The 21,279-nt window shown below is 62.7% G+C and carries 16 protein-coding genes; 12 read left to right on the forward strand and 4 right to left on the reverse strand.

The genetic code is table 11. From position 1 onward, the window contains the following. Positions 1-33: 33 nt before the first annotated feature. Both INS93_RS11705 and INS93_RS11710 read left to right on the forward strand, forming a co-directional pair. Positions 34-207 (forward strand): DUF2897 family protein, encoded by a 174-nt coding sequence (locus INS93_RS11705; protein ID WP_003461005.1) that lies wholly within the window; start codon positions 34-36, stop codon positions 205-207. Between the two features lie 159 nt (positions 208-366). After that, positions 367-1,125: a CPBP family intramembrane glutamic endopeptidase gene (locus INS93_RS11710; RefSeq protein ID WP_192982078.1), complete on the forward strand. Its 759-nt coding sequence runs from the start codon at positions 367-369 to the stop codon at positions 1,123-1,125. Here INS93_RS11710 and INS93_RS11715 read toward each other — a convergent pair. From INS93_RS11715 to INS93_RS11725, 3 genes are all read right to left on the reverse strand, one after another. Beyond that, on the reverse strand, positions 1,076-1,894 hold the full coding sequence (locus INS93_RS11715; protein ID WP_192982080.1) for a substrate-binding periplasmic protein: 819 nt from the start codon (positions 1,892-1,894) through the stop codon (positions 1,076-1,078). The genes INS93_RS11710 and INS93_RS11715 overlap by 50 nt on opposite strands. A 77-nt stretch (positions 1,895-1,971) precedes the next feature. Continuing rightward, positions 1,972-2,757 (reverse strand): substrate-binding periplasmic protein, encoded by a 786-nt coding sequence (locus tag INS93_RS11720; RefSeq protein ID WP_192982082.1) that lies wholly within the window; start codon positions 2,755-2,757, stop codon positions 1,972-1,974. A gap of 237 nt (positions 2,758-2,994) precedes the next feature. Beyond that, positions 2,995-3,618 (reverse strand): TetR/AcrR family transcriptional regulator, encoded by a 624-nt coding sequence (locus INS93_RS11725; RefSeq protein ID WP_160016619.1) that lies wholly within the window; start codon positions 3,616-3,618, stop codon positions 2,995-2,997. Positions 3,619-3,839: 221 nt separating this feature from the next. On the opposite strand from INS93_RS11725, the gene INS93_RS11730 reads away from it, so the two are divergent. From INS93_RS11730 to INS93_RS11775, 10 genes are all read left to right on the forward strand, one after another. Beyond that, positions 3,840-5,627, forward strand: coding sequence for an acyclic terpene utilization AtuA family protein (locus tag INS93_RS11730; RefSeq protein WP_192982084.1), 1,788 nt, complete (start codon positions 3,840-3,842; stop codon positions 5,625-5,627). Positions 5,628-5,718: 91 nt separating this feature from the next. After that, positions 5,719-6,588 (forward strand): SDR family oxidoreductase, encoded by an 870-nt coding sequence (locus INS93_RS11735; protein WP_192982086.1) that lies wholly within the window; start codon positions 5,719-5,721, stop codon positions 6,586-6,588. Between the two features lie 4 nt (positions 6,589-6,592). Next, positions 6,593-8,209, forward strand: a complete 1,617-nt coding sequence (gene atuC / locus INS93_RS11740; RefSeq protein WP_192982089.1) for a geranyl-CoA carboxylase subunit beta — start codon at positions 6,593-6,595, stop codon at positions 8,207-8,209. A gap of 81 nt (positions 8,210-8,290) precedes the next feature. Then, entirely contained in the window at positions 8,291-9,451 is a 1,161-nt protein-coding gene (gene atuD, locus INS93_RS11745; protein ID WP_160016624.1) for a citronellyl-CoA dehydrogenase, read from the forward strand. A gap of 123 nt (positions 9,452-9,574) precedes the next feature. Continuing rightward, positions 9,575-10,372, forward strand: a complete 798-nt coding sequence (gene atuE, locus INS93_RS11750) for an isohexenylglutaconyl-CoA hydratase (RefSeq protein WP_192982092.1) — start codon at positions 9,575-9,577, stop codon at positions 10,370-10,372. Positions 10,373-10,520: 148 nt separating this feature from the next. Beyond that, positions 10,521-12,509, forward strand: coding sequence for an acetyl-CoA carboxylase biotin carboxylase subunit (locus tag INS93_RS11755; RefSeq protein WP_192982095.1), 1,989 nt, complete (start codon positions 10,521-10,523; stop codon positions 12,507-12,509). A 93-nt stretch (positions 12,510-12,602) separates the two neighbouring features. Next, entirely contained in the window at positions 12,603-13,451 is an 849-nt protein-coding gene (locus INS93_RS11760) for an SDR family oxidoreductase (RefSeq protein ID WP_192982098.1), read from the forward strand. Between the two features lie 199 nt (positions 13,452-13,650). After that, entirely contained in the window at positions 13,651-16,089 is a 2,439-nt protein-coding gene (locus INS93_RS11765) for an autotransporter domain-containing protein (RefSeq protein WP_192982101.1), read from the forward strand. A gap of 155 nt (positions 16,090-16,244) precedes the next feature. Beyond that, complete coding sequence (locus INS93_RS11770; protein WP_226945488.1) at positions 16,245-17,096, forward strand: alpha/beta hydrolase; 852 nt, start codon at positions 16,245-16,247, stop codon at positions 17,094-17,096. Between the two features lie 126 nt (positions 17,097-17,222). Next, complete coding sequence (locus INS93_RS11775; RefSeq protein WP_192982104.1) at positions 17,223-19,049, forward strand: long-chain-acyl-CoA synthetase; 1,827 nt, start codon at positions 17,223-17,225, stop codon at positions 19,047-19,049. Between the two features lie 7 nt (positions 19,050-19,056). On the opposite strand, the gene INS93_RS11780 is transcribed toward INS93_RS11775, so the two are convergent. After that, positions 19,057-21,246: a hypothetical protein gene (locus INS93_RS11780; protein WP_192982107.1), complete on the reverse strand. Its 2,190-nt coding sequence runs from the start codon at positions 21,244-21,246 to the stop codon at positions 19,057-19,059. Between the last annotated feature and the right edge of the window lie 33 nt (positions 21,247-21,279).

Consider the following 21,279-nt stretch of genomic DNA (forward strand, 5'->3'; position numbering starts at 1 on the left):
TGGTGACAGCTCCATTCCTTGTGAGGAGTCATCATGCCCTGGTACGTCTGGCTGCTGCTGGTTCTGGTATTCGGCTCGGTGATCGGCAGCCTGCTGGTGCTGCGCAGCAGCGCCAAGAAAATGCCCCTGAGCGAAGACCAGCTCGAACGCATGCGCAAGCGTGCCATCGAGCAGGAAGCCAAGGACGCACGCGAGCGTCAGCGCTAAACGCACTCGTCCCATCAGGTAACGCCAAGACTGCCCGCAACGCAGCCTGCTAGCAGGTTGTTGAAAAACGTAGGCGACGACTGCATGGATGCAGGAGCCAAAGCCGAGGTAGTTTTTCGACTGCCTGTTAGACTGCGCGCCTTCTCAGGAGGAGGTGCCATGCCCCTGCATCTGCGCTTGCTGTTCCCTGCTCTCACCCTGGCCCTGGGCACCGGCCTGGGCTTCATCCACCCCGTCGGCCTGCTGCTGGGCAGCGCATTCGCCATCATCCTGCTGGCCGGGCAATCGCATCTGCCGAACTGGCTATGGCTGCCTCTGATCCTGCTCGGCGGCATTGCCCTGGCGGCGCACCTCATACCCGGTTTCAGCCCCTGGCAGTTGTGGCAGCCACGTCTCATCAGTCACGACGCAGCTCCCTATGGCCTGCGTCTGTCCTGGGACAAGCTGCTGTTGGGCACCGCCCTGCTCGCCTGGTGGCTGGGGCAGCCACGCAGCCCTGTGATTTCGCTGAAACATGCCTGGCTGACGTGCGTCGCCACCCTGCTGCTGGTGCCGTTATTGGCCATGGCGCTGGGTCTGGTCGCCTGGCAGCCCAAATGGCCGCAGGGCCTGCTGCTGTGGCTGGCAGTCAATCTCGGCGTGGCGGTGCTGGCGGAGGAACTACTCTTTCGCGGTCTGTTGCAGACTGCCCTGATCAAGCGCCTGGGAATCTGGCCAGGCTTGCTGTTGACGGCGGGCCTGTTCGGTGCGGCCCATATGCCCTTCAGCACGCTATTCGCCGTGGTGGCGACCTGCGCGGGGCTGGGTTATGGGCTGGTCTTCCACTACAGCGGCCGCCTGAGCCTGGCCATCGCCCTGCACACAGCGGTCAATCTTCTGCATATATTGCTGTTGAGCTATCCGCTACGTCTGGCGTGACGGCAATGCGATAAGGCGAGAAAATGCGTTGCAGCTCGCCTTTCGCCCTCAACTGCTCGAGCAGAGCGGCGAAGCGTTCAGGAGTAATCGGCGCGCCGGCGCGAATCATCGCATGATGGCGATAGACCTGATCGACACGCTCGGAGATCAGTAACTGCCGTGCATACTCGCGATTGCGCTCGAGGAAGTCGTAGAGATTGGAGCGAGTCACCAGCGCGACATCGGCGCGCCCGCGTATCACCATCAGCAGGTTGCTGTCGTGGGAATGACCGAGGTTGGCGTTGAAGGCGCTGGTAAGGAACTCCGGGTCGCTGTTGAACTGGGCAAAGCCGTAGTGATAGCCGCGATAAAGCGCCAGGCGCTTGCCTTCGAGCTGCTCGAAGTAACCCTGGTCGCGCAGTGCCTCCTTTCTAGCGACGAACAACTCCGCATCTTCCAGCCTCATATCGACGGCTTCAGCGTCGATGTCCTGCCAGCCCCATTGCGGATTCTCGAAAATTGCCATATCGATACGCCCACGCTGCAGGTCGCTGAAGCGACGCACGATGGCGGTGGGCAACATGGTGAAGTGGTATTCGCTCTGCTCTCGATTGAGCGCTTCGAGCAGCTGCGGCAGCAGGCCACTCGAGTCATGCAGGTTGGACTTGATCACATAGGGGGGGAAGTGCGCGCCACCGACCTTGACCACGTCGGCCGCATGAAGAGGATCCACCAGCAAGAGACACAAGGCACCCAAACATCCATGAATCCAGCACCGCACATGCCGCATGTCGAGTCCCCAAAAAATTCCTTCTCTACAGTGAGCTGCACACTACTCCAGTCTCTCCTGACCGACTAGATGGATTTTCACTCTACTGACACTTTGTTACCCAATGTCAGACGATAGCGCCCAAGTAGCTTAGTTAGTTCACCACTGGCCTGCAGCCGGCTCAACAGCTCGGCAACTTCAGCCGGACTCAGTGGTCCCTTGGGGCGCAGCAGCACCTGATGGTGATAGAGCTGATCAGGGCGATCGGAAACCAGCAACTCGGACAGCATTTCCGGGTGCCGATCCAGGAACAGCTCCAGATACGAGCGCGTCACCACGGCGATATCGACGCGTCGCGCCACGAGCATGCGCAGGTTGCTGTCGTGGGAATAGGTCAGCAACGCGTTGAAGTTCCGCGCGAGATAGTCAGGGTCGGCGTCGAAACTGGCGAAGCCGTAGTGATAGCCGTTGTAGAGCGCCATGCGCTTGTCGCTGAAATTCTCGAAATAGTCCTGCCCACGCCCCGGTTCCGCCGCAGCGACATAGACTTCCGCATCATCGATATCCAGCCCCAAGGCCAGGTATGACGTGCCCTGCCACCCCCAGCGACTGGACTCGAAGAACATCAGGTCGAAGCGTCCGCTTTCAAGGTCGCGGTAACGGCGGGTCGCCGAAGTCGGTACAAGCACGAAACGGTATTGCTGCTGCGCCGCGTTGAGTGCGCGCAACAACTCGGGCACCAAACCTTGCGGATAGGATGATTCGGGTTTGTCCAGATAGGGCGGGAAGTGATAACCGCCGACGCGCACCTCCTGCAGCGCAACGGCAGCAGGTACATGCAACAGCCACAGACAGCACAACAGGCAAAAGGCTAGTGCGCGCAAACTCGACCTCTCGTCACGGATCACAGCGCGGGAGTACCCAACGCCCGTGTTCGAGCCAAAAACCGGCAGTTGCTACTATCCTAGGTTCTCTACGAGAAGTCGTCGAGCGAAGGTCAGGCGAGGCAAAAACAGATGAGGAGGCGGAGTTTACGAGCTGTAAATGAGCATTCCGAACCTGTTTTTAACGAAGCATCACCGAGCGCAGGCACTTTTCGTACAGAACCTAGCCGAATTCGCTCAGGCTTCCTTACACACCAATGACAACGCTTCTTCTGCCAACTGATCCAGCGTCATGGGTCCCTGCGAACGGAACCAGGTATTGGTCCAGCTCAGCGCACCGGTGAGAAAACGCCGCTGAATGAAGGGATCGCCCCTGAAGTAACCGGCCTCACGCGCCTCGCCCAGCACCGCCAACCAGATCTGCTCGTAGGTATCACGCAAGGCCAGTACCTGCGCCTGCCCATCTTCCGAAAGCGAACGCCATTCGTAGACCAGCACCGCCATGGCCTCGCCGGTACCGCCCATGATCGATTGCAGCTCGCAGCGGATCAGCGCCAGCAGCCGCTCGCGGGTGCCCTGCGCCTCGGCCAGTGCAGCGCGCATGAGCGCGGTGTTGTAAACGATGGTTTCCTCCATCACCGAGCGCAGGATCTCGTCCTTGCTCTTGAAGTGGTGAAAGATGCTGCCCGACTGAATACCGATCGCGGCGGCCAGATCACGCACCGTGGTGCGCTCGTACCCCTTGCTGCGGAACAGGTGGGCAGCCATCTGCAACAGCTTGCCGCGGGCACTGTCCGGATCGGTTACCTGGCCGCTGGCGACCAGTTCCTGCATCACGGCCTGGGCTCTGTGTTCATCCACGCTGACTTCTCCCCTGGCTGCCTTGCTCGGCGATTGTTCTGATGAATTCTCTATGCTGCCGGCAAGTGCTTGTCTTGCTTGATGAAATGTATGCGGCGAGAGCTGACCAAGCAAGCGCTTGGGCGCATTTTTGGCCGAATTGCCGTCTTTCACCACTTTAAAACCAAGCGCTTGCTTGGTAGTGTGAGCTCACCTTCTAAATGTGTGACGGGCCAATTCCAATGAGCAAAACCGTACGCATCGGCTGCGCCTCCGCTTTCTGGGGCGACACCTCCACAGCAGCAGCCCAGCTGGTTCGCGGCGCCGAGCTGGATTACCTGGTATTCGACTACCTGGCCGAGATCACCATGTCGATCATGGCCGGCGCCCGCATGAAGAAGCCTGACGATGGCTACGCCCGCGATTTCGTCGAAGTGCTGACGCCGCTGCTGGGCGAGCTGGCGGCGAAGAAGATCCGCGTCATCAGCAACGCCGGCGGGGTCAACCCGATGGCCTGTGCCACCGCACTGAGCGCTGCCTGCGAGCAGGCCGGCGTGCAACTTAAGATCGCCGTGCTGCACGGCGACAACCTGCAACCCAAGCTTGGCGAGCTGGTCAAGGCCGGCACCCGCGAGATGTTCAGCAGCGCAGCGCTGCCGCCCTTCTGCGTGTCGGTCAACGCCTACCTGGGCGCGCCGGGCATCGTCGCCGCGCTCGAACAGGGCGCCGACATCGTCATCACTGGCCGCGTGGTCGACAGCGCCGTGGTCAGCGCCGCCCTGGTGCACGAGTTCGACTGGGCCTGGTCCGACTACGACAAGCTCGCCCAGGCCGCCCTGGCCGGGCACATCATCGAATGCGGCGCGCAGTGCACCGGTGGCAACTTCACCGATTGGCGCGACGTACCGGATTACGAGCACATCGGTTTTCCCATCGTAGAAGTCGAAGGCGATGGCCGTTTCGTCGTGACCAAGCCCGAGGGTTCCGGCGGCCTGGTCACGCCTCTTACCGTGGGCGAGCAGATGCTCTACGAGATCGGCGACCCGCGCGCCTATCTGTTGCCGGACGTGATCTGCGACTTCACCCTGGTCGAACTGCGTCAGGTCGGCGACAACCGCGTGCAGCTGCAGGGCGCGCGCGGCCTGCCGCCTACCGATCAGTACAAGGTCAGCGCCACGCACCCGGACGGTTTTCGCTGCACCGCCAGCTTCCTGCTCGCGGGTATCGACGCCGTGGCCAAGGCGGAGCGGGTCAGCCAGGCGATCATCAAAAAGACCGAAGAGATGTTCGCCGAGCGTGGCTGGGGCCGTTACCAGGAGGTCAGCGTCGAGCTGCTCGGCAGCGAGGCCACCTATGGAGCCCATGCCCATCGCACCTACTGCCGTGAGGTGGTGGTGAAGATCGCAACTCGCCACGCCCGGAAGGAAGCGCTAGTCCTCTTTTCCCGCGAGATAGCCCAGGCCGCCACCGGCATGGCGCCGGGCCTGACCGGCATCGTCGGCGGCCGCCCCACCGTCTACCCGGTGATCCGCCTGTTCAGTTTCCTGGTGGACAAGAGCGCCTGCGCCTTGAGCGTCGAGATCGATGGCGAGCGCCAGCCGGTCGCCCTGCCCCAGGTCGATGCCTTCGACCCCATGCAACTGCGCGCGCCGGCCGCCCTCCCCGTGCCCATGGGCGAAGCGGACGCCGCCGTGCCGCTGATCCGCCTGGCCGTGGCGCGCTCCGGCGACAAGGGCAACCACAGCAATATCGGCGTGATGGCCAGAAAGCCCGAATACCTGGCGTGGATAGCCGCTGCACTGACACCCGAAGCCGTGGCCAGCTGGATGGCACATACCCTGGATGCCGAGCACGGTCACGTCAGCCGCTGGTACCTGCCAGGCAGCCACAGCCTCAACTTCCTGCTGGAGAACGCGCTGGGCGGTGGTGGCGTCGCCAGCCTGCGCATCGACCCGCAGGGCAAGGCATTCGCCCAGCAACTGCTGGAATTCCCGGTGCCGGTGCCCAAGGCGCTGGCCGACAGCCTGTAGGAGCGGGCTTGCCCGCGATCAACAACGCAAAAGCATCACCAGCAAGCTGGCTCCTACATAAACCGATGCAGGTGCAACAAGGAAAACAACAATGGCATACGACTCGGTATTCAGACCTGGCCTATTCGCCGATCAGACCATCCTGGTTACCGGCGGTGGCAGCGGCATCGGCCGCTGCGTGGCCCACGAGCTGGCCCATCTCGGCGCCCATGTGGTGCTGGTCGGACGCAAGCAAGAAAAACTGGAGAAGACCTGCGCCGAGATCATCGAAGACGGCGGCAGCGCCAGCTTCCAGGTCTGCGACATCCGCGACGAAGACGCGGTAAAGGCCATGATCGCTACAGTGATCGAGGAACGCGGGCGCATCCACCAGCTTGTGAACAATGCAGGCGGCCAGTTCCCCGCGCCGCTGATCGGCATCAACCAGAAAGGCTTCGAGACCGTGGTGCGCACCAACTTGGTGGGCGGTTTCCTGGTGGCCAGGGAAGTCTTCCTGCAGAGCATGAGCAAACACGGCGGCGCCATCGTCAACATGCTCGCCGACATGTGGGGCGGCATGCCCGGCATGGGCCACTCCGGCGCCGCCCGCGCCGGTATGGAGAACTTCACCAAGACTGCTGCCTACGAGTGGGGCCACGCTGGCGTGCGGGTCAACGCCGTGGCGCCGGGCTGGATCGCCTCCAGTGGCATGGACACCTACCCCGAGTCGATGAAGAACATGATCCGCAACCTCAAGGATCACGTGCCGCTGCAGCGCATCGGCAGCGAATCCGAGGTAGCCGCGGCCATCGTTTTCCTGCTCAGCCCCGGCGCCAACTTCATCAGCGGCAACACCATCCGCATCGACGGTGCGGCCAGCCAGGGCACCCGCGCCTGGACGCTGGGCAAGGCGAGAAACAGCGAGCCCTACAACGGTTTCCATCGGGCCTATGTGCCCGATGTACTGAAAGATCAGGAGTAAGGCGATGCCCGTGATCCAATCGGAAATCGACGTGCATGGCGAAGCCTTCGCGCAGAACCGCGAAGCCATGCTGGCCGCCATCACAGCCTTCCGCGACGTCGAGCAGAAGGTGCAGGACAAGGCGCAGGAAGCCAAGGCCAAGTTCGAGAAGCGGGGCCAGTTGCTGCCGCGTGAACGCATCAACCTGCTGCTCGATGCCGGTGCGCCGTTCCTCGAGCTGGCCTCGCTGGCCGGCTACAAGCTGCATGACGACAAGGACGGCAGTCAGGCCGGCGGCGGCCTGATCGCCGGCATCGGCTACATCGCCGGCGTACGTTGCCTGGTGATTGCCAACAACAGCGCGATCAAGGGCGGCACCATCTCCCCCAGCGGCCTGAAGAAATCCCTGCGCCTGCAGCAGATCGCCTTCGAGAACAAACTGCCGGTGGTGACCCTGGCAGAAAGCGGCGGCGCCAACCTCAACTACGCCGCCGACATCTTCGTCGAGGGCGCGCGCGGCTTCGCCAATCAGGCACGCATGTCGGCCATGGGCCTGCCGCAGATCACCGTGGTGCACGGCTCTAGCACCGCCGGCGGGGCCTATCAGCCCGGCCTTTCGGACTACGTGGTGGTGGTACGCGGCAAGGCCAAGATGTTCCTCGCCGGCCCACCACTGCTCAAGGCCGCCACCGGCGAGATCGCCACCGACGAGCAACTCGGCGGCGCCGAGATGCACGCTCAGGTCGCCGGCACCGCCGAATACCTGGCCGAGAACGACGCCGACGGTGTGCGCCTGGCGCGGGAGATCCTCGCCATGTTGCCCTGGAACCAGCAGCTACAGGCGCGTCCGGCGAAAACCTGGCGCGAACCGCTGTACCCAGCCGAGGAACTGCTCGGCCTGGTACCGGCCGACGCCAAGAAGCCCTACGACGTGCGCGAGATCATCGCGCGCATCGCCGATGGCTCGGAGTTCCTCGATTTCAAGAACGAGTTCGACAGCCAGACCGTCTGCGGCCATCTGCAGATCGAAGGCCAGGCCTGCGGTTTCATTGGCAACAACGGCCCTATCACCCCGCAGGGCGCGGCCAAGGCAGCGCAGTTCATCCAACTGTGCGAGCAGAGCAACACGCCGATCCTGTTCTTCCACAACACCACCGGTTTCATGGTCGGTACCGAGTCGGAGCAGAACGGCGTGATCAAGCACGGCTCGAAGATGATCCAGGCCGTGGCCAACGCCACCGTGCCCAAGCTCACCATCGTCGTAGGCGGTTCCTACGGCGCCGGCAACTACGCCATGTGCGGCCGAGGCCTCGACCCGCGCTTCATCTTCGCCTGGCCCAACAGCAAGACCGCCGTGATGGGTGGTGCCCAGGCCGGCAAGGTGCTGCGCATCGTCACCGAGGACAAGCATGCCAAGGAAGGCAAGGAAGCCGATCCGAAAATGCTCGACATGCTCGAGCAAGTCACTGCGCAGAAGCTCGACAGCCAGTCCACCGCGCTGTACGGCACCGCCAGCCTGTGGGACGACGGCCTGATCGATCCGCGTGATACGCGCAAGCTGCTGGGTTTTTTGCTGGACATCTGTGCCGAAGCCAACCTGCGTCCATTGAAGAAAAGCAGCTTCGGCGTGGCGCGATTCTGACCGTAGGGCGGGTGAAACCCGCAAAGCATGCGGCGGGTTTCACCCGCCCTACAGACCCATTCGATACGGAGCACAACAACAATGATCTTCACCCAGGAACACGAAGAACTCCGCCGTACCGTCCGCAATTTCGTCGACAAGGAAATCAATCCGCACGTCGATGAGTGGGAAAAGGAGGGCCGCTTCCCCATCCACGACATCTTCAGGAAGGCCGGCGAACTGGGGCTGCTTGGCATCTCCAAACCGGAGAAATTCGGCGGCATGGGCCTGGACTACAGCTACTCGATCGTTGCTGCCGAAGAGTTCGGCACCATTCACTGCGGCGGCATCCCCATGTCCATCGGCGTACAGACCGACATGTGCACCCCGGCCCTGGCGCGCTTCGGCTCCGATGAGCTGCGCGAGGCGTTCCTGCGCCCGGCCATTACTGGTGAGATGGTCGGCTGCATCGGCGTCTCCGAAGTTGGCGCCGGCTCCGACGTGGCGGGCCTGAAGACCACCGCGCGCAAGGACGGCGATGACTACGTGATCAACGGCAGCAAGATGTGGATCACCAACTCGCCATCGGCCGACTTCATCTGCCTGCTGGCCAACACCAGTGACGACAAGCCGCACGTCAACAAGTCACTGATCGTGGTGCCGATGAAGACTCCTGGCATCACGGTGAGCCCACACCTGGACAAGCTCGGCATGCGCAGCTCGGAAACCGCCCAGGTGTTCTTCGACAACGTGCGCGTGCCGCAGCGCTATCGCATCGGCCACGAAGGCGCCGGCTTCATGATGCAGATGCTGCAGTTCCAGGAAGAGCGCCTGTTCGGTGCGGCGAACATGATCAAGGGCCTGGAACACTGCGTAGACACCACCATCGACTACTGCAAGCAGCGCCACACCTTCGGTCAGCCGCTGATCGACAACCAGGTCATTCACTTCCGCATGGCCGAGCTGCAGACCGAGATCGAGTGCCTGCGCGCACTGGTGTACCAGGCCACCGAGCAATACGTGAAAGGCCGTGACGTGACCAAGCTGGCATCGATGGCCAAGCTCAAGGCTGGGCGCCTCGGCCGCGAGGTGTCCGACGCCTGCCTGCAGTACTGGGGCGGCATGGGCTTCATGTGGGACAACCCGGTGTCGCGCGCCTACCGCGACGTGCGCCTGGTCAGCATTGGCGGCGGTGCCGACGAAATCATGCTCGGCATCATCTGCAAGCTGATGGGCATCCTGCCTGGGAAAAAGAAGGGCTGAGATACGCTGATGGTTCCCACGTCGAGGCGTCGAACCGTCCGCGTGGGAACCCATAACGGGACGCTCCGCGTCGCCAAATGCATTCCCACGCGGAGCGTGGGAACGATCTAAAGGTGCCCGCCAATGAGCAACCTGCCCCACTGCGACACCCTGCTGCTCGACCTCGAAGGTGGCGTGCTGCACATCACCCTCAACCGCCCGGACAGCCGCAACGCCATGAGCCTGGCCATGGTCGGCGAACTGCGCGCCACGCTGGAGGCCGTACGCCATGACGCGAACGTGCGCGCCCTCGTGCTGCGCGGCGCGGGCGGCCATTTCTGCGCCGGTGGCGACATCAAGGACATGGCCGGTGCCAGAGCCCGCGGCAGTGACGCCTACCGCGAGCTGAACCGCGCCTTCGGTGCACTGCTGGAAGAGGCCCAGGCCGCACCGCAGGTACTGGTGGCGGTGCTGGAAGGCGCCGTGCTCGGCGGCGGCTTCGGCCTGGCCTGCGTGTCCGACGTGGCGATCGCGGCCAGCAGCGCCAAGTTCGGCCTGCCGGAAACCACGCTAGGCATCCTCCCGGCGCAGATCGCTCCTTTCGTCGTGCACCGCATCGGCCTGACCCAGGCGCGCCGCCTGGCTCTGACCGCCGCCCGCTTCGACGGCACCGAGGCCCTACGCCTGGGCCTGGTGCATTACTGCGAAAGCGATGACGCCGCCCTGCAGCAGCGCCTGGACGAGACCCTGGAACAGATTCGCCAATGCGCGCCACAGGCCAACGCCCAGACCAAGGTCCTGCTGCTGGCCAGCGAACGTGAAGCACTCGGCCCGCTGCTCGACCGCGCCGCCGAACAGTTCGCTGCCGCCGTCACAGGCGCCGAGGGCGTCGAAGGCACCCTGGCCTTCGTGCAGAAGCGCAAGCCGAATTGGGCGCAGTAACCACACCAACAACTGTAGGAGCGAGCTTGCTCGCGATCAGCTCGAACCAGGATCGCCAGCAAGCTGGCTCCTACAACAAAATCGACAGACCGCAGCCGGGATGTAATCCGGACACCGACCAACCAGGTTGCACAGCAGGAGCACGAAGATGCCCGCATTCAACAAGATCCTGATCGCCAACCGTGGCGAGATCGCCTGCCGGGTAATGCGCACCGCCCTTGAGTTAGGCTACCGCACCGTGGCGGTGTACTCCGAGGCCGATGCCGATGCCCGCCACGTGCAGATCGCCGACGAAGCCGTGTGCATAGGCCCGGCACAGGTGGGCCAGTCCTACCTGCGCATCGACGCCATCATCGAGGCCGCGCGCAAGACCGGCGCCGACGCCATCCACCCCGGCTACGGTTTCCTCTCCGAGAACGCCGACTTCGCCCGCGCCTGCGAGGCGGCCGGTATCGTCTTCATCGGCCCGACCGTAGAGGCCATCCACCTGATGGGCAGCAAGCGCCTGTCCAAGATCGCCATGTGTGACGCCGGCGTGCCCTGCATTCCCGGCTTTGAGGGCGCCGCCCAGGATGACGAAACCCTGGCCAGCGAAGCCGAACGCATCGGCTACCCGCTGATGATCAAGGCCAGCGCCGGTGGCGGCGGCCGCGGCATGCGCCTGGTACAGGAAGCCTCCGAACTGCTGGGGCAGATCCGCACCGCCCGCTCGGAGGCGCAGAACGCCTTCGGTTCCGGCGAGCTGATCCTCGAACGCGCGGTGATCCGCCCGCGCCATGTGGAAATCCAGGTCTTCGGCGACCAGCACGGCAATATCGTCTACCTCGGCGAACGCGACTGCTCGGTACAGCGTCGCCACCAGAAGGTGGTCGAGGAAGCGCCCAGCCCGGTGATGACGCCCGAGCTGCGCCGCGCCATGGGCGAGGCGGCGGTGAAGGCGGCGGCTTCGGTCAACTACGTCGGCGCCGGCACCGTGGAATTCCTGCTCGAAGCCAGCGGCGAGTTCTTCTTCCTGGAAATGAACACTCGCCTGCAGGTCGAGCACCCGGTCACCGAGCTGATCACAGGGCAGGATCTGGTGGCCTGGCAGATTCGCGTGGCCGAGGGCCAGCCCCTGCCACTTCGACAAGACGAAATCCGCCTCAACGGCCATGCCATGGAAGTGCGCCTGTACGCCGAGGACTCGGCCGCCGGCTTCCTGCCGCAAACCGGCCAGGTGCTGCGTTGGGAGCCCGAGCTACTGGCCGGCGTGCGCATTGATCACGGTTTGGTCGAGGGCCAGGCGGTCACGCCCTTCTACGACCCGATGCTGGCCAAGGTCATCGCCTACGGCGCAACCCGCGACGAAGCCCGGCGCAAGCTGGTGCGCGCCGTGGAACAGTGCGTGCTGCTCGGCGTGAACGGCAACCAGCGTTTCCTCGCCAACCTGCTCAAGCACCCGGAGTTCGCCGCCGGCAACGCCACCACCGCCTTTATCGCCGAACACTTCGAAGGCGATCCCAGCCTGCAACCGCACACGGCCAGCCTGGCCGAGCTGGCCATGGCCGCCGCCCTACTCTACCAGGTCTCGGCCAATGCCCGCGCGCACCAGCCCGGCCTGTCCGGCTGGCGCAGCGCCGGCAGCGCGCCCTGGCGTTTCGTTCTCAAGCAGGGGGAGCACAGACACGCTGTGGAACTGGACGTGCTCGCCAGCGGCCCACAATCACAGCTTCGCGTGCACTGGGGTGAGGAGCAGTTGTCGTTGCGCCTACTGGCCAGCGACGGCCGTTGGCTGACCCTCGAACTGGACGGCGTGCGCCGCCGCCAGGCCTACCACATAGAAGGCGAGCATCTGTGGCTGTACGGTGAACACGGCAACCTGGAGCTGCTGGACGTGACCCACGAGCCAGCGGGCGGGCAGAACGCCGCCAGCAGCGGCGCGGTAAAGGCACCGATGGATGGTGCCATCGTCGACGTACTGATCGCCGAGGGCGCTAGCGTGAGCAAGGGGCAACTGCTGGTGGTACTGGAAGCAATGAAGATGGAGCACCCGCTCAAGGCCGGCGTCGACGGCATCGTTCGTCGCGTTGGCGTGAGTCAGGGCGACCAGGTCAAGAACCGTCAGTTGCTGGTGGAAATCGAAGCTGTAGGGGCCTGATATATCGCCGTGGGAGGGGCTTTAGCCGCGAGCGTTGTTCATCGCGGCTAAAGCCCCTCCCACGGCCCCATAACAACAAGAAGGAGCACGTCCATGTCACTTTCCGGTAAAACCCTGTTCATCACCGGCGCCAGCCGTGGCATCGGCCGCGAGATCGCCCTCAAGGCCGCCGCCGATGGCGCCAACATCGTCATCGCGGCCAAGAGCGCCGAGCCGCACCCGAAACTGCAAGGCACCATCTTCAGCGTCGCAGCCGAGGTCGAAGCCGCAGGCGGCAAGGCCCTGGCGATACAGCTGGACGTGCGTGACGAGCAGGCCGTGGCGGCCGCCATGGCCAAGGCCGCCGAGCATTTCGGTGGCATCGATGCACTGATCAACAACGCCGGGGCGATCAAGCTGGTGGGCGTGGAGAAACTGGAACCCAAGCGCTTCGACTTGATGTACCAGATCAATACCCGTGCGGTGATGATCTGCAGCCAGGCGGCGCTGCCGTACTTGAAGAACAGCAGCTCCGCTGCGGGGAAGAAAAGCCCGGGCGGGCACATCCTCAACCTCTCTCCGCCGCTCAACCTCGATACCAAGTGGTTCGCCCAGCATGGCCCCTACACCGTCACCAAGTACGGCATGAGCATGCTCACCCTGGGCATGAGCGAGGAATTCAAGAAGTACGGCATCAGCGTCAACTCACTGTGGCCGAGGACCATGATCGCCACCGCCGCCATCGAGTTCGAACTGGGCAGCCGTGACGCCTTCAAGCGGGCACGCACCCCGGCGATCATGGCCGACGCGGCTCATGCGATCCTGGCCAGCCAGGGCCGCAGCATCACCGGGCGCCTGCTGATCGATGAAGACATCCTGCGCGAACGGGGTGTCAGCGACTTCGAGCAATACCGTTTCGATCCTGCTGGCGGCAGCCTGATACCGGATCTGTTCGTCGATTGAGTCAATCTTCGGCTGCTCATCGGGCCTGCAGCAAATACCGAATGTGCACCCGAAAGAAGTCAGGCACAATGCCATCACATGCCTGGCATGTCAGGAAGCCGTATGCAGGGAAGTGCAATCTGAACCCTCCCGCCGTACCGCTGATAAAAACGCGTCGCATCGCTCGCCTGGCAGTTGCCAGGTAGCGCAGGGAGCAGTCATGAACAAAGCTTTTAGTATCGTCTGGAGCTTTACCCGCAATAGCTTCGTCGTTGCCGATGAACATGCCAACCTGCATGGCAAGCGCAGTGGCGGCGCACTCAAGCTCGCAGGTGTAGCCCTTGCCCTGACGACAGCTGGAGCAGCGCAGGCTGTCCCAGGTATTTGCGGGGCTGGCAATAACACCATCAGCGGCAACGAATCCTACAGTTGTTATCTGTACGGCAATGACAGTCTGACCGTGAGCGAATCCGGCAGCATCACCACAGCCAATGAGTCAGCCGTTTTTAGCGATTCCGGTTTCGGCAGCATCAGCAATGCCGGGATCATCCGCAATACCGGCGGTACCTACTACCTGGACGGTTCCGGCATTTATCTACAAGCCAGCGGCAGCAGCATCAGCAACCTGGCAGGCGCCACCATCGAGGGTTCCTTTGTCGGTATTACCCTGGATGGTCTGATGCAAACAGTGACGCTCGATAGCCTCAACAACGCCGGTACCATCACCGGAGGTACCGGTATCCTGGCGACCGGAGATGTGGGTATCAGCACCATCGTCAACAGCGGCACCATCAACGGCATCGGTACTGATGGTGTCGGCATCGGTATTGATACCGGCACGACCATCGACTCAGTCAGCAACAGCGGCACCATCAATGGCACCCTGGCGGGCATTCAGGTCTATGACAGCGCCATCGGTGCCATCGATAACAGTGGCACCATCTCCGGAACCCAATACGCAATCAGCGACCTGAGTTTCAGTGGTATTTCCGCAATCAACATCACGGGCAATACTGCACGCCTGGTGGGCGACGTTGATGCTGGGAACAGCCTGTTCACCCTCAAGTCAGGCGCAGTTTTCAGCAGTGAAAATGCCATCGCCGTCGACCGCTTTGTAATCGAGAACGGTGCCACTCTGAAGATGGGCGCAGGCCTCAGCACGTCCAGCACGATGGACGACGGCATCTTTGCCTTCAGCGGCTTCAGCAACGCGGGAACCCTTAGCCTGGCTGCTGGCGTCACCGGCACCATTTATGGCGACTACAATCAGGCCAGCAGCGGCGCCTTGAAGATTGGCGTGGCTGATGACAACTCCTACGGCAAGCTGGTGGTAGACGGCACCGCTACCTTGCTCAGCAATGCCAAGATCATGGTGGACGTCAGCAATCCCAGCTACTCCTTCACGGCCAGCACACTCAACGATGTACTCAGCGCCAACAACCTGATCAGTGACGGTACCTTTGCCGTCAGCGACAACTCCCTGCTCTTCAACTTCGGCGCAGTCAAGGACGGCAATACCGTCGATCTGACACTGGCCAAGGCCGAGACTGCCGGCGTGCTGGACAGCGTCATCAATACCGGCAACAACCCGGCACAAGAAGCGGCCCAAGTGCTCGATAACGTACTAGCCGAAGATCCGACTGGTGAGCTGGCGTCCAACTTCATCGGCCTGACCAGCGAGCAGGAGGTCTCCAACGCAGTCACCTCTACCATGCCCACTGTCGCCGGCAGCGCCACCAGTGCCACCAGCAGCACATTGGCCGGTATCAACCGGGTGATTCAGGCCCACCAGGACAGCAATCGCGGCCTGTCTTCGGGTGACGCTCTAAGCAACGGCAATCTTTGGATCAAGACCTTTGGTTCCTGGGCCGAGCAAAATGAACGTAGTGGTATCTCTGGCTACGACGCCAACACCAAGGGCCTGGCTATCGGTGCCGATACGGCCGTTTCCGAGACCACCCGGCTTGGCCTGGCATTCGCTTACGCACAGACCGACCTGGACAGCGACTCACGGGTTGCCCCGCAAAGCGCCCAGATCGATACATTCCAACTGATTGGCTACGGCAGTTACGCCCTGAGTGCCGATACCGAGCTGAACTTCCAGCTGGACGCCGGGCAGAACCGTAACGAAAGCAAGCGCCACATGCCTTTCGCAGATGCCACTGCCCACGCCGACTACAACGGCTACAACGTCCATGCCGGCATTGGCATCGGTCACAACATGCACCTGTCCGAACAGTTGACCTTCGTGCCTTCGGCCCGCGCGGACTACACGTGGATAGGTACTGATTCGTATCATGAGAAAGGTGCTGGCGCTCTTGATCTGGACGTAGACAGCAACGACACCGAAGAGCTGTTGTTCAGCATCGACGGAAAACTCAACTACGCCTTGAGCGAAGCCACCTTGCTCAGTGCCAACCTCGGCGCCGGCTACGACGTGATCGACGAAAACGGCACAATCACGTCCACCTACGCTGGCGCACCCGGCGCCGCCTTCAGAACCCAAGGGCTGGATCTGGAGCCCTGGCTAGCCCGCGCCGGACTGGGTCTGATCCACACCCTGAGCGGAGGCACCGAAGTCAGCCTGCGTTACGATGCAGAGGCGCGTAGCGACTTCACCAACCAGGGTGCCTCAGTGAAAGCACGCTGGGCCTTCTGAGCACTGCGTCGCGACACAAAGGCCACGCCCAATGCTGTGGCCTTTGCGTGTTGGCGCTCAGCACCGATGAGCAAGATGAAACGACGGCGCGCACTACCTGATGAAACCCCGCTCCATCTGCAAACAGCTCGGTCAGCTGAGGTAGATATTCATCCATGCGCCTGAGCCCCCTATTCCTGCTGGCAGGAACACTACTGCTGGCAGCCTGCACCTCCTTTCCCAGCCCGGGCGAGCGGCACCAGCAAGCATCCATCCTCGCGCACCAACAGAACTGGCAGGCTCTGCAACTGCAGGGCGGTGCATTTCGCCTGCAGGCCTTTGCGCCTCAGACCAGAGGTGATGAGCTGACGATCTATCTGGAGGGTGATGGCTTTGCCTGGATCAGCGCTCGCCAACCTTCCAGTGACCCGACCCCTCTCGACCCGATTGCCCTGCGCCTGGCATTGGCGCAACCCCGAGGCAACGCTGCCTATCTGGGACGCCCCTGCCAGTACCTGGATGCCTCTCGCCCACCCTGCCAAAGACGCTACTGGACTGACGCCCGCTTCGCCGAAGAAGTGGTACAGAGTCTTGATCAGGCTGTTGACCAATTGAAAGACCGAGCTGGCGCTCGACGTCTGGTGCTCATCGGCTACTCGGGCGGTGGAGCCCTGACATTGCTCCTAGCGGCGCGGCGTCACGATGTGAAGCGCATCGTCACAATTGCCGGCAACCTCGATCATGCCGCCTGGACCTATCACCATCGAATCTCCGCCCTGAAAGGTTCATTAAACACTGCGGTCCTGCGTGCGCGTTTGGCGAATGTTGAACAGTTTCACCTGGTAGGAGATGAAGATCGCATTATTCCCCCTCAATTAACCGAAGCGTTCCTGGCGAGCTACCCTCCCGGCCACCGCGCGCAGCGCAAGGTAGTACGTGGCTATGATCATCGCTGCTGCTGGGCGCAAGACTGGCCTGCCCTTTGGGAGCATATCGAGGCCTGGCAGCCGGGCTCACAGGATTTCTAAACGACGATAGCGACGCAATTCGCCGATCTGCCCACCGAAGCGCGCGCCAGGGCCATGGCTGGTAAGCGCCACGCTGACTAGAGTCAAGACTCGCCTCCCATTCATGACATCCAAAGTGCGAGCCCCATGAGCCAAGCCGATCTGATTTCGCCCTTCCGCTTCCTGGCCCACCTGCCGCAGCACCTGCCGCGAGTGCCGCGCATGCTGCGCGGCCTTTACTACGCAGGCATTCGCAACCGCGAGAAGAACCTGTCGCTGGCCTGGGCCCTGCAGCGTGCAGCCGAACGCCACCCCGAACGTCCGGCGCTGATGGATGAAAACCGCCAGCTCAGTTATCACGCGTTCAACGCCTGGGCCAATCGTCTGGCCTGGGCGCTCAAGGCCGAGGGAGTAAGCCATGGCGACGTGGTCGCGGTGATGCTGGAGAACCGCCTGGAACTGCTGGCGATCCTCGCCGCGTTGAGCAAACTCGGTGCGGTCGGCGCACTGATCAACACCACTCAGCGCGGCAAGGTGCTGGCGCACAGCTTCAACCTGGTCAAGCCCGGCTTCCTGGTGATAGGTGACGAACTGCATGGCGTCTTCGACGAAATAGCCGACCAGTTGCACACCCCATGCACTCGCCGCTACTGGATCGCTGACCAGGATTGCCTGAGCGATGCTGGCCAGGCGCCGGACGGCTGGCTCAACCTCATGCAACTGGCCGCCGCCCAGGCCGAGGACAACCCGCCGGACAGCCTGCGCGTGCGCATGAAGGACGCCTGCTTTCTGATCTACACCTCCGGCACTACCGGCCTGCCCAAGGCCTCGATCATGAGCCACGGCAAGTGGATCAAGGCCTATGGCGGCTTCGGCCACTCAGGCCTGACCCTGAGCGAGCGCGACGTGCTCTACCTGACCCTACCCTGCTACCACAACAATGCCGTCACCGTATGCTGGAGCGCAGCGCTGGCCGGCGGTGCGGCCATCGCCCTGCGCCGCAGGTTTTCCGCCAGCGCCTTCTGGAGCGACGTGGCGCGCTACCAGGCTACCTGCTTCGGCTACATCGGCGAACTGTGCCGCTACCTGCTCAACCAGCCCGTGCACCCGGCGGAACAGGGCAACAGCCTGCGCTGCATGATCGGCAACGGCCTGCGCCCGTCGATCTGGAGCGACTTCAAGCAGCGCTTCGGCGTCGAGCAGATCACCGAGTTCTATGCCTCCAGCGAAGGCAACATCGGCTTCACGAACGTCTTCAACTTCGACAACACCGTCGGCTACACCCCCGCTACCTACGCCATCGTCCGCTACGACCTGGAGAATGATCGGCCGATCCGCGGCAACAAGGGCTTTCTGCAGAAGGCCGACAAGGGCGAAGCCGGTCTGCTGATCAGCGAGATCAGCGCCAAGTGGCCGTTCGATGGCTACACCGATCCGGCCAAGAGCGAGGCAGCGATCCTGCGCGACGTGTTCAAGAAGGGCGACGCCTGGTTCAACACCGGCGACCTGATGCGTGACATCGGCTGCAAGCACGCGCAGTTCGTCGACCGCCTCGGCGACACCTTCCGCTGGAAGGGCGAAAACGTTTCAACGACCGAGGTGGAGAACGTGCTCGGCGCCTTCCCAGGCGTGGAGGATGCGGTGGTTTACGGCGTGGAGATTCCCGGCACCAACGGCCGCTGCGGCATGGCTGCGCTGCGCCTGGCACAGGGCTTTGAGCTGGATGGTGCCGCGCTTGGCACCCACCTCGACGCACGATTGCCGGCCTACGCGGCGCCACTGTTCGTGCGTTTGCTCGGCGAAGTGGAGACCACCGGCACCTTCAAGTACAAGAAAGCGGATCTGAAGCAGGCCGGCTACGATCCGCGCCAGGTCGACGGCCCGCTGTTTGTACGCCTGCCGAGTTCGACGAGCTTCGAGCCGCTGGATGATGAGCTGCATGCGGCCATCGCACGGCAGGTCTATCGCTTCTGAGCGCAACCTACGCCCGAGAGGACTCGCCCCCAGGAGCCCGCCAGCTCTGTAAATGCCTGCTGTCCAGGCGATGCCAGTGCACGGCATCGCTCAGCTGTTCGGCAAGCAACCAGATATCACCAGTGCGAATCAGCATCTGTCGGGGTAACGCCAGCAGTGTCTTCATCACGACCAACTGCACCTGTTGCTCGACACCACTGACATGCAGGCCGGCAGCATCGAACGCTTCGAAGCATGGCATCGCAGCCAGAGGCTGGGGGTCGTGGCGCAGCGTGTGATCCTGAGTATCCAGCAGCAACAGGTGCCACTGTACGGTCACTTCGCCGATCACCCGACGACTCAACGCCAGATAACGGCCGTCCGCCGACCAGGCCATCGAGGGAGCGAGATCTGCCACGCCGCATCCGGAGGCGGTCAGGACGCACGCCCCACCTGGCAGCGCATTGCCTTCATGTACGTATCTGTCGAGTCCGAACAGCCAGGCAGCATCCCCAGCGCCGGGCGCAGCGAGCAGGTAATCACCCTGAGCACTGGCAGGCACAGGGCGCCATTGCAGACGCCAGTTGGGCAACAAACGCAACGACCAGGGATCGACCGCAATCTGCGTGATTCGATGATGCAGGCGGCCAAGCGCAACGAAGGCATCGGCCTGCTCTGCCGCCGGCGCCAGCGCCTCGAGATGCGGCAGGGGGCCGATACCCATGGCACTGGCCCGCCTGCCGACTATCTGCTGCAGACGAATGACACCGTCCTCGAACGCCTCCAGCCTGGCGATCAGCAGCGGCTCATCGACCCTCAGCAGGCGCCGCGCCAAAACATCAGCCACAACCAGTTGATGAGGAATGGCGGGCGCCTCGGCAAAAGCGATCAAGGCCAGATAGCGCCCGCAGTCGGAAATACGGTGATCGAGACACCACAGCCCCGGCAACTGCCAGGCACCGATATGACAGGCAAAGGCATGGCGGCGACCATCACGGCTCTTGCGCAGCAGGGTCAGGCAGGGTTGCGCGTCGTCCGACATCGACGCTGGCTGCAGCGATGCAGTGCCAGCCCGCTCCCCTTCCAACTCGGTGCACAGTGTCAGACTCATAGATCGCTCAGCTTGCGGTCCATGCATCAGCGCATCGTAAAAGAGACGCCCTCCCTCCAGGCGCATGGGTGCGCCCCACTCCAGCAAGGGCTCGTCGACGAGCGACTGCCAGGGCTCTTCCAGCGGGCGCCAGCCGGAGGCTGATCGCCAAAGCCAGGAGGTGGTTTCTTCTACGGACTGGCTCTCGGCACGCGCGAAACAGACAAGCGACTGACCGTCATCGCTCCACAACACCGAAGCACCCTGTTCGAGCAACAGCCCGGTGGGCTGGTCATCCAACCAGAGACTAAAACCTGGCGCGCCTTGGCCGTCCACTGCGCTGAACGGCTCGCCACGGAGCACGTGACTGCCCCGCGGCGCATTGAAGGTCAAGCGGCCGCTGCCGTCGATTTGGCCTTGGCAACGGTGCCCAGGCGTCGGTGTGCCGACAACCACAGGCGGCTCGGTTGGCGCAGGTGAAGCAGCCGTTACTCGCGCGATGGGACGCGACCACTGATCGACTCCAACCTGAAGCTGCTCGTTCACCCGCCCATCAATGGCCCAGGCAAAGCCAGCGATGGTCCTGGCCAGCCAGGCGGTGCCATATTTGGGCAGGTAATCCGAACGGGAAGTCGGCTCCCAATCTACTTTTCTGCCATGAGATGACAAGGTGTGACGGTATCTGAAGTCTTTGCTGGTGAAGCCCAGAAACTGCATCCAGAAAAAAAGATGCACACCGCTAAAAAGCAGAACGAACAGCCCAACGAAAAAGCCGAGGAAACCAGAAACCTCTCCCCAAAGATTAAAACTGAAGCCCAGAATCAGGCTCATCAGGGGTAACGGAAAGTGCTTGTAGAGTCCGGGATGCCCCGTAATGGCAACGACACCCAAAGCAATGATCGCCGCCTGAATAAGACCCAGTACCTGCTGCCATTGCAGGAGAATCCCCAGCGCAAGCGGAACGATAAAGCTCGCCAAAGCGGCGACAATTGTTAACGCCGCAGGGCTGTCGTGCTCATCGGTATTGGCAGACATTCGGCACTCCTTTGCCAGTGACTCAGTTTGCGGGCCGCGATAATAACGGCACAGCCCCCACGCGGACTTGCGCCAACCCGCAATCCCATTCATTCATGACCGCCAGGTACGGCAGTCGAGTCGGCT

It is taken from the genome of Pseudomonas sp. EggHat1 (genome assembly GCF_014892995.1).
GTDB lineage: Bacteria > Pseudomonadota > Gammaproteobacteria > Pseudomonadales > Pseudomonadaceae > Aquipseudomonas > Aquipseudomonas chaetocerotis.

Coding starts and splice junctions, on each gene's coding strand:
- INS93_RS11705 (WP_003461005.1), top strand. CDS start 34: ATGCCCTGGTACGTCTGGCTGCTGCTGGTTCTGGTATTCGGCTCGGTG.
- INS93_RS11710 (WP_192982078.1), top strand. CDS start 367: ATGCCCCTGCATCTGCGCTTGCTGTTCCCTGCTCTCACCCTGGCCCTG.
- INS93_RS11715 (WP_192982080.1), bottom strand. CDS start 1,894: ATGCGGCATGTGCGGTGCTGGATTCATGGATGTTTGGGTGCCTTGTGT.
- INS93_RS11730 (WP_192982084.1), top strand. CDS start 3,840: ATGAGCAAAACCGTACGCATCGGCTGCGCCTCCGCTTTCTGGGGCGAC.
- INS93_RS11735 (WP_192982086.1), top strand. CDS start 5,719: ATGGCATACGACTCGGTATTCAGACCTGGCCTATTCGCCGATCAGACC.
- atuC (WP_192982089.1), top strand. CDS start 6,593: ATGCCCGTGATCCAATCGGAAATCGACGTGCATGGCGAAGCCTTCGCG.
- atuD (WP_160016624.1), top strand. CDS start 8,291: ATGATCTTCACCCAGGAACACGAAGAACTCCGCCGTACCGTCCGCAAT.
- atuE (WP_192982092.1), top strand. CDS start 9,575: ATGAGCAACCTGCCCCACTGCGACACCCTGCTGCTCGACCTCGAAGGT.
- INS93_RS11755 (WP_192982095.1), top strand. CDS start 10,521: ATGCCCGCATTCAACAAGATCCTGATCGCCAACCGTGGCGAGATCGCC.
- INS93_RS11760 (WP_192982098.1), top strand. CDS start 12,603: ATGTCACTTTCCGGTAAAACCCTGTTCATCACCGGCGCCAGCCGTGGC.
- INS93_RS11765 (WP_192982101.1), top strand. CDS start 13,651: ATGAACAAAGCTTTTAGTATCGTCTGGAGCTTTACCCGCAATAGCTTC.
- INS93_RS11770 (WP_226945488.1), top strand. CDS start 16,245: ATGCGCCTGAGCCCCCTATTCCTGCTGGCAGGAACACTACTGCTGGCA.
- INS93_RS11775 (WP_192982104.1), top strand. CDS start 17,223: ATGAGCCAAGCCGATCTGATTTCGCCCTTCCGCTTCCTGGCCCACCTG.
- INS93_RS11780 (WP_192982107.1), bottom strand. CDS start 21,246: ATGAATGGGATTGCGGGTTGGCGCAAGTCCGCGTGGGGGCTGTGCCGT.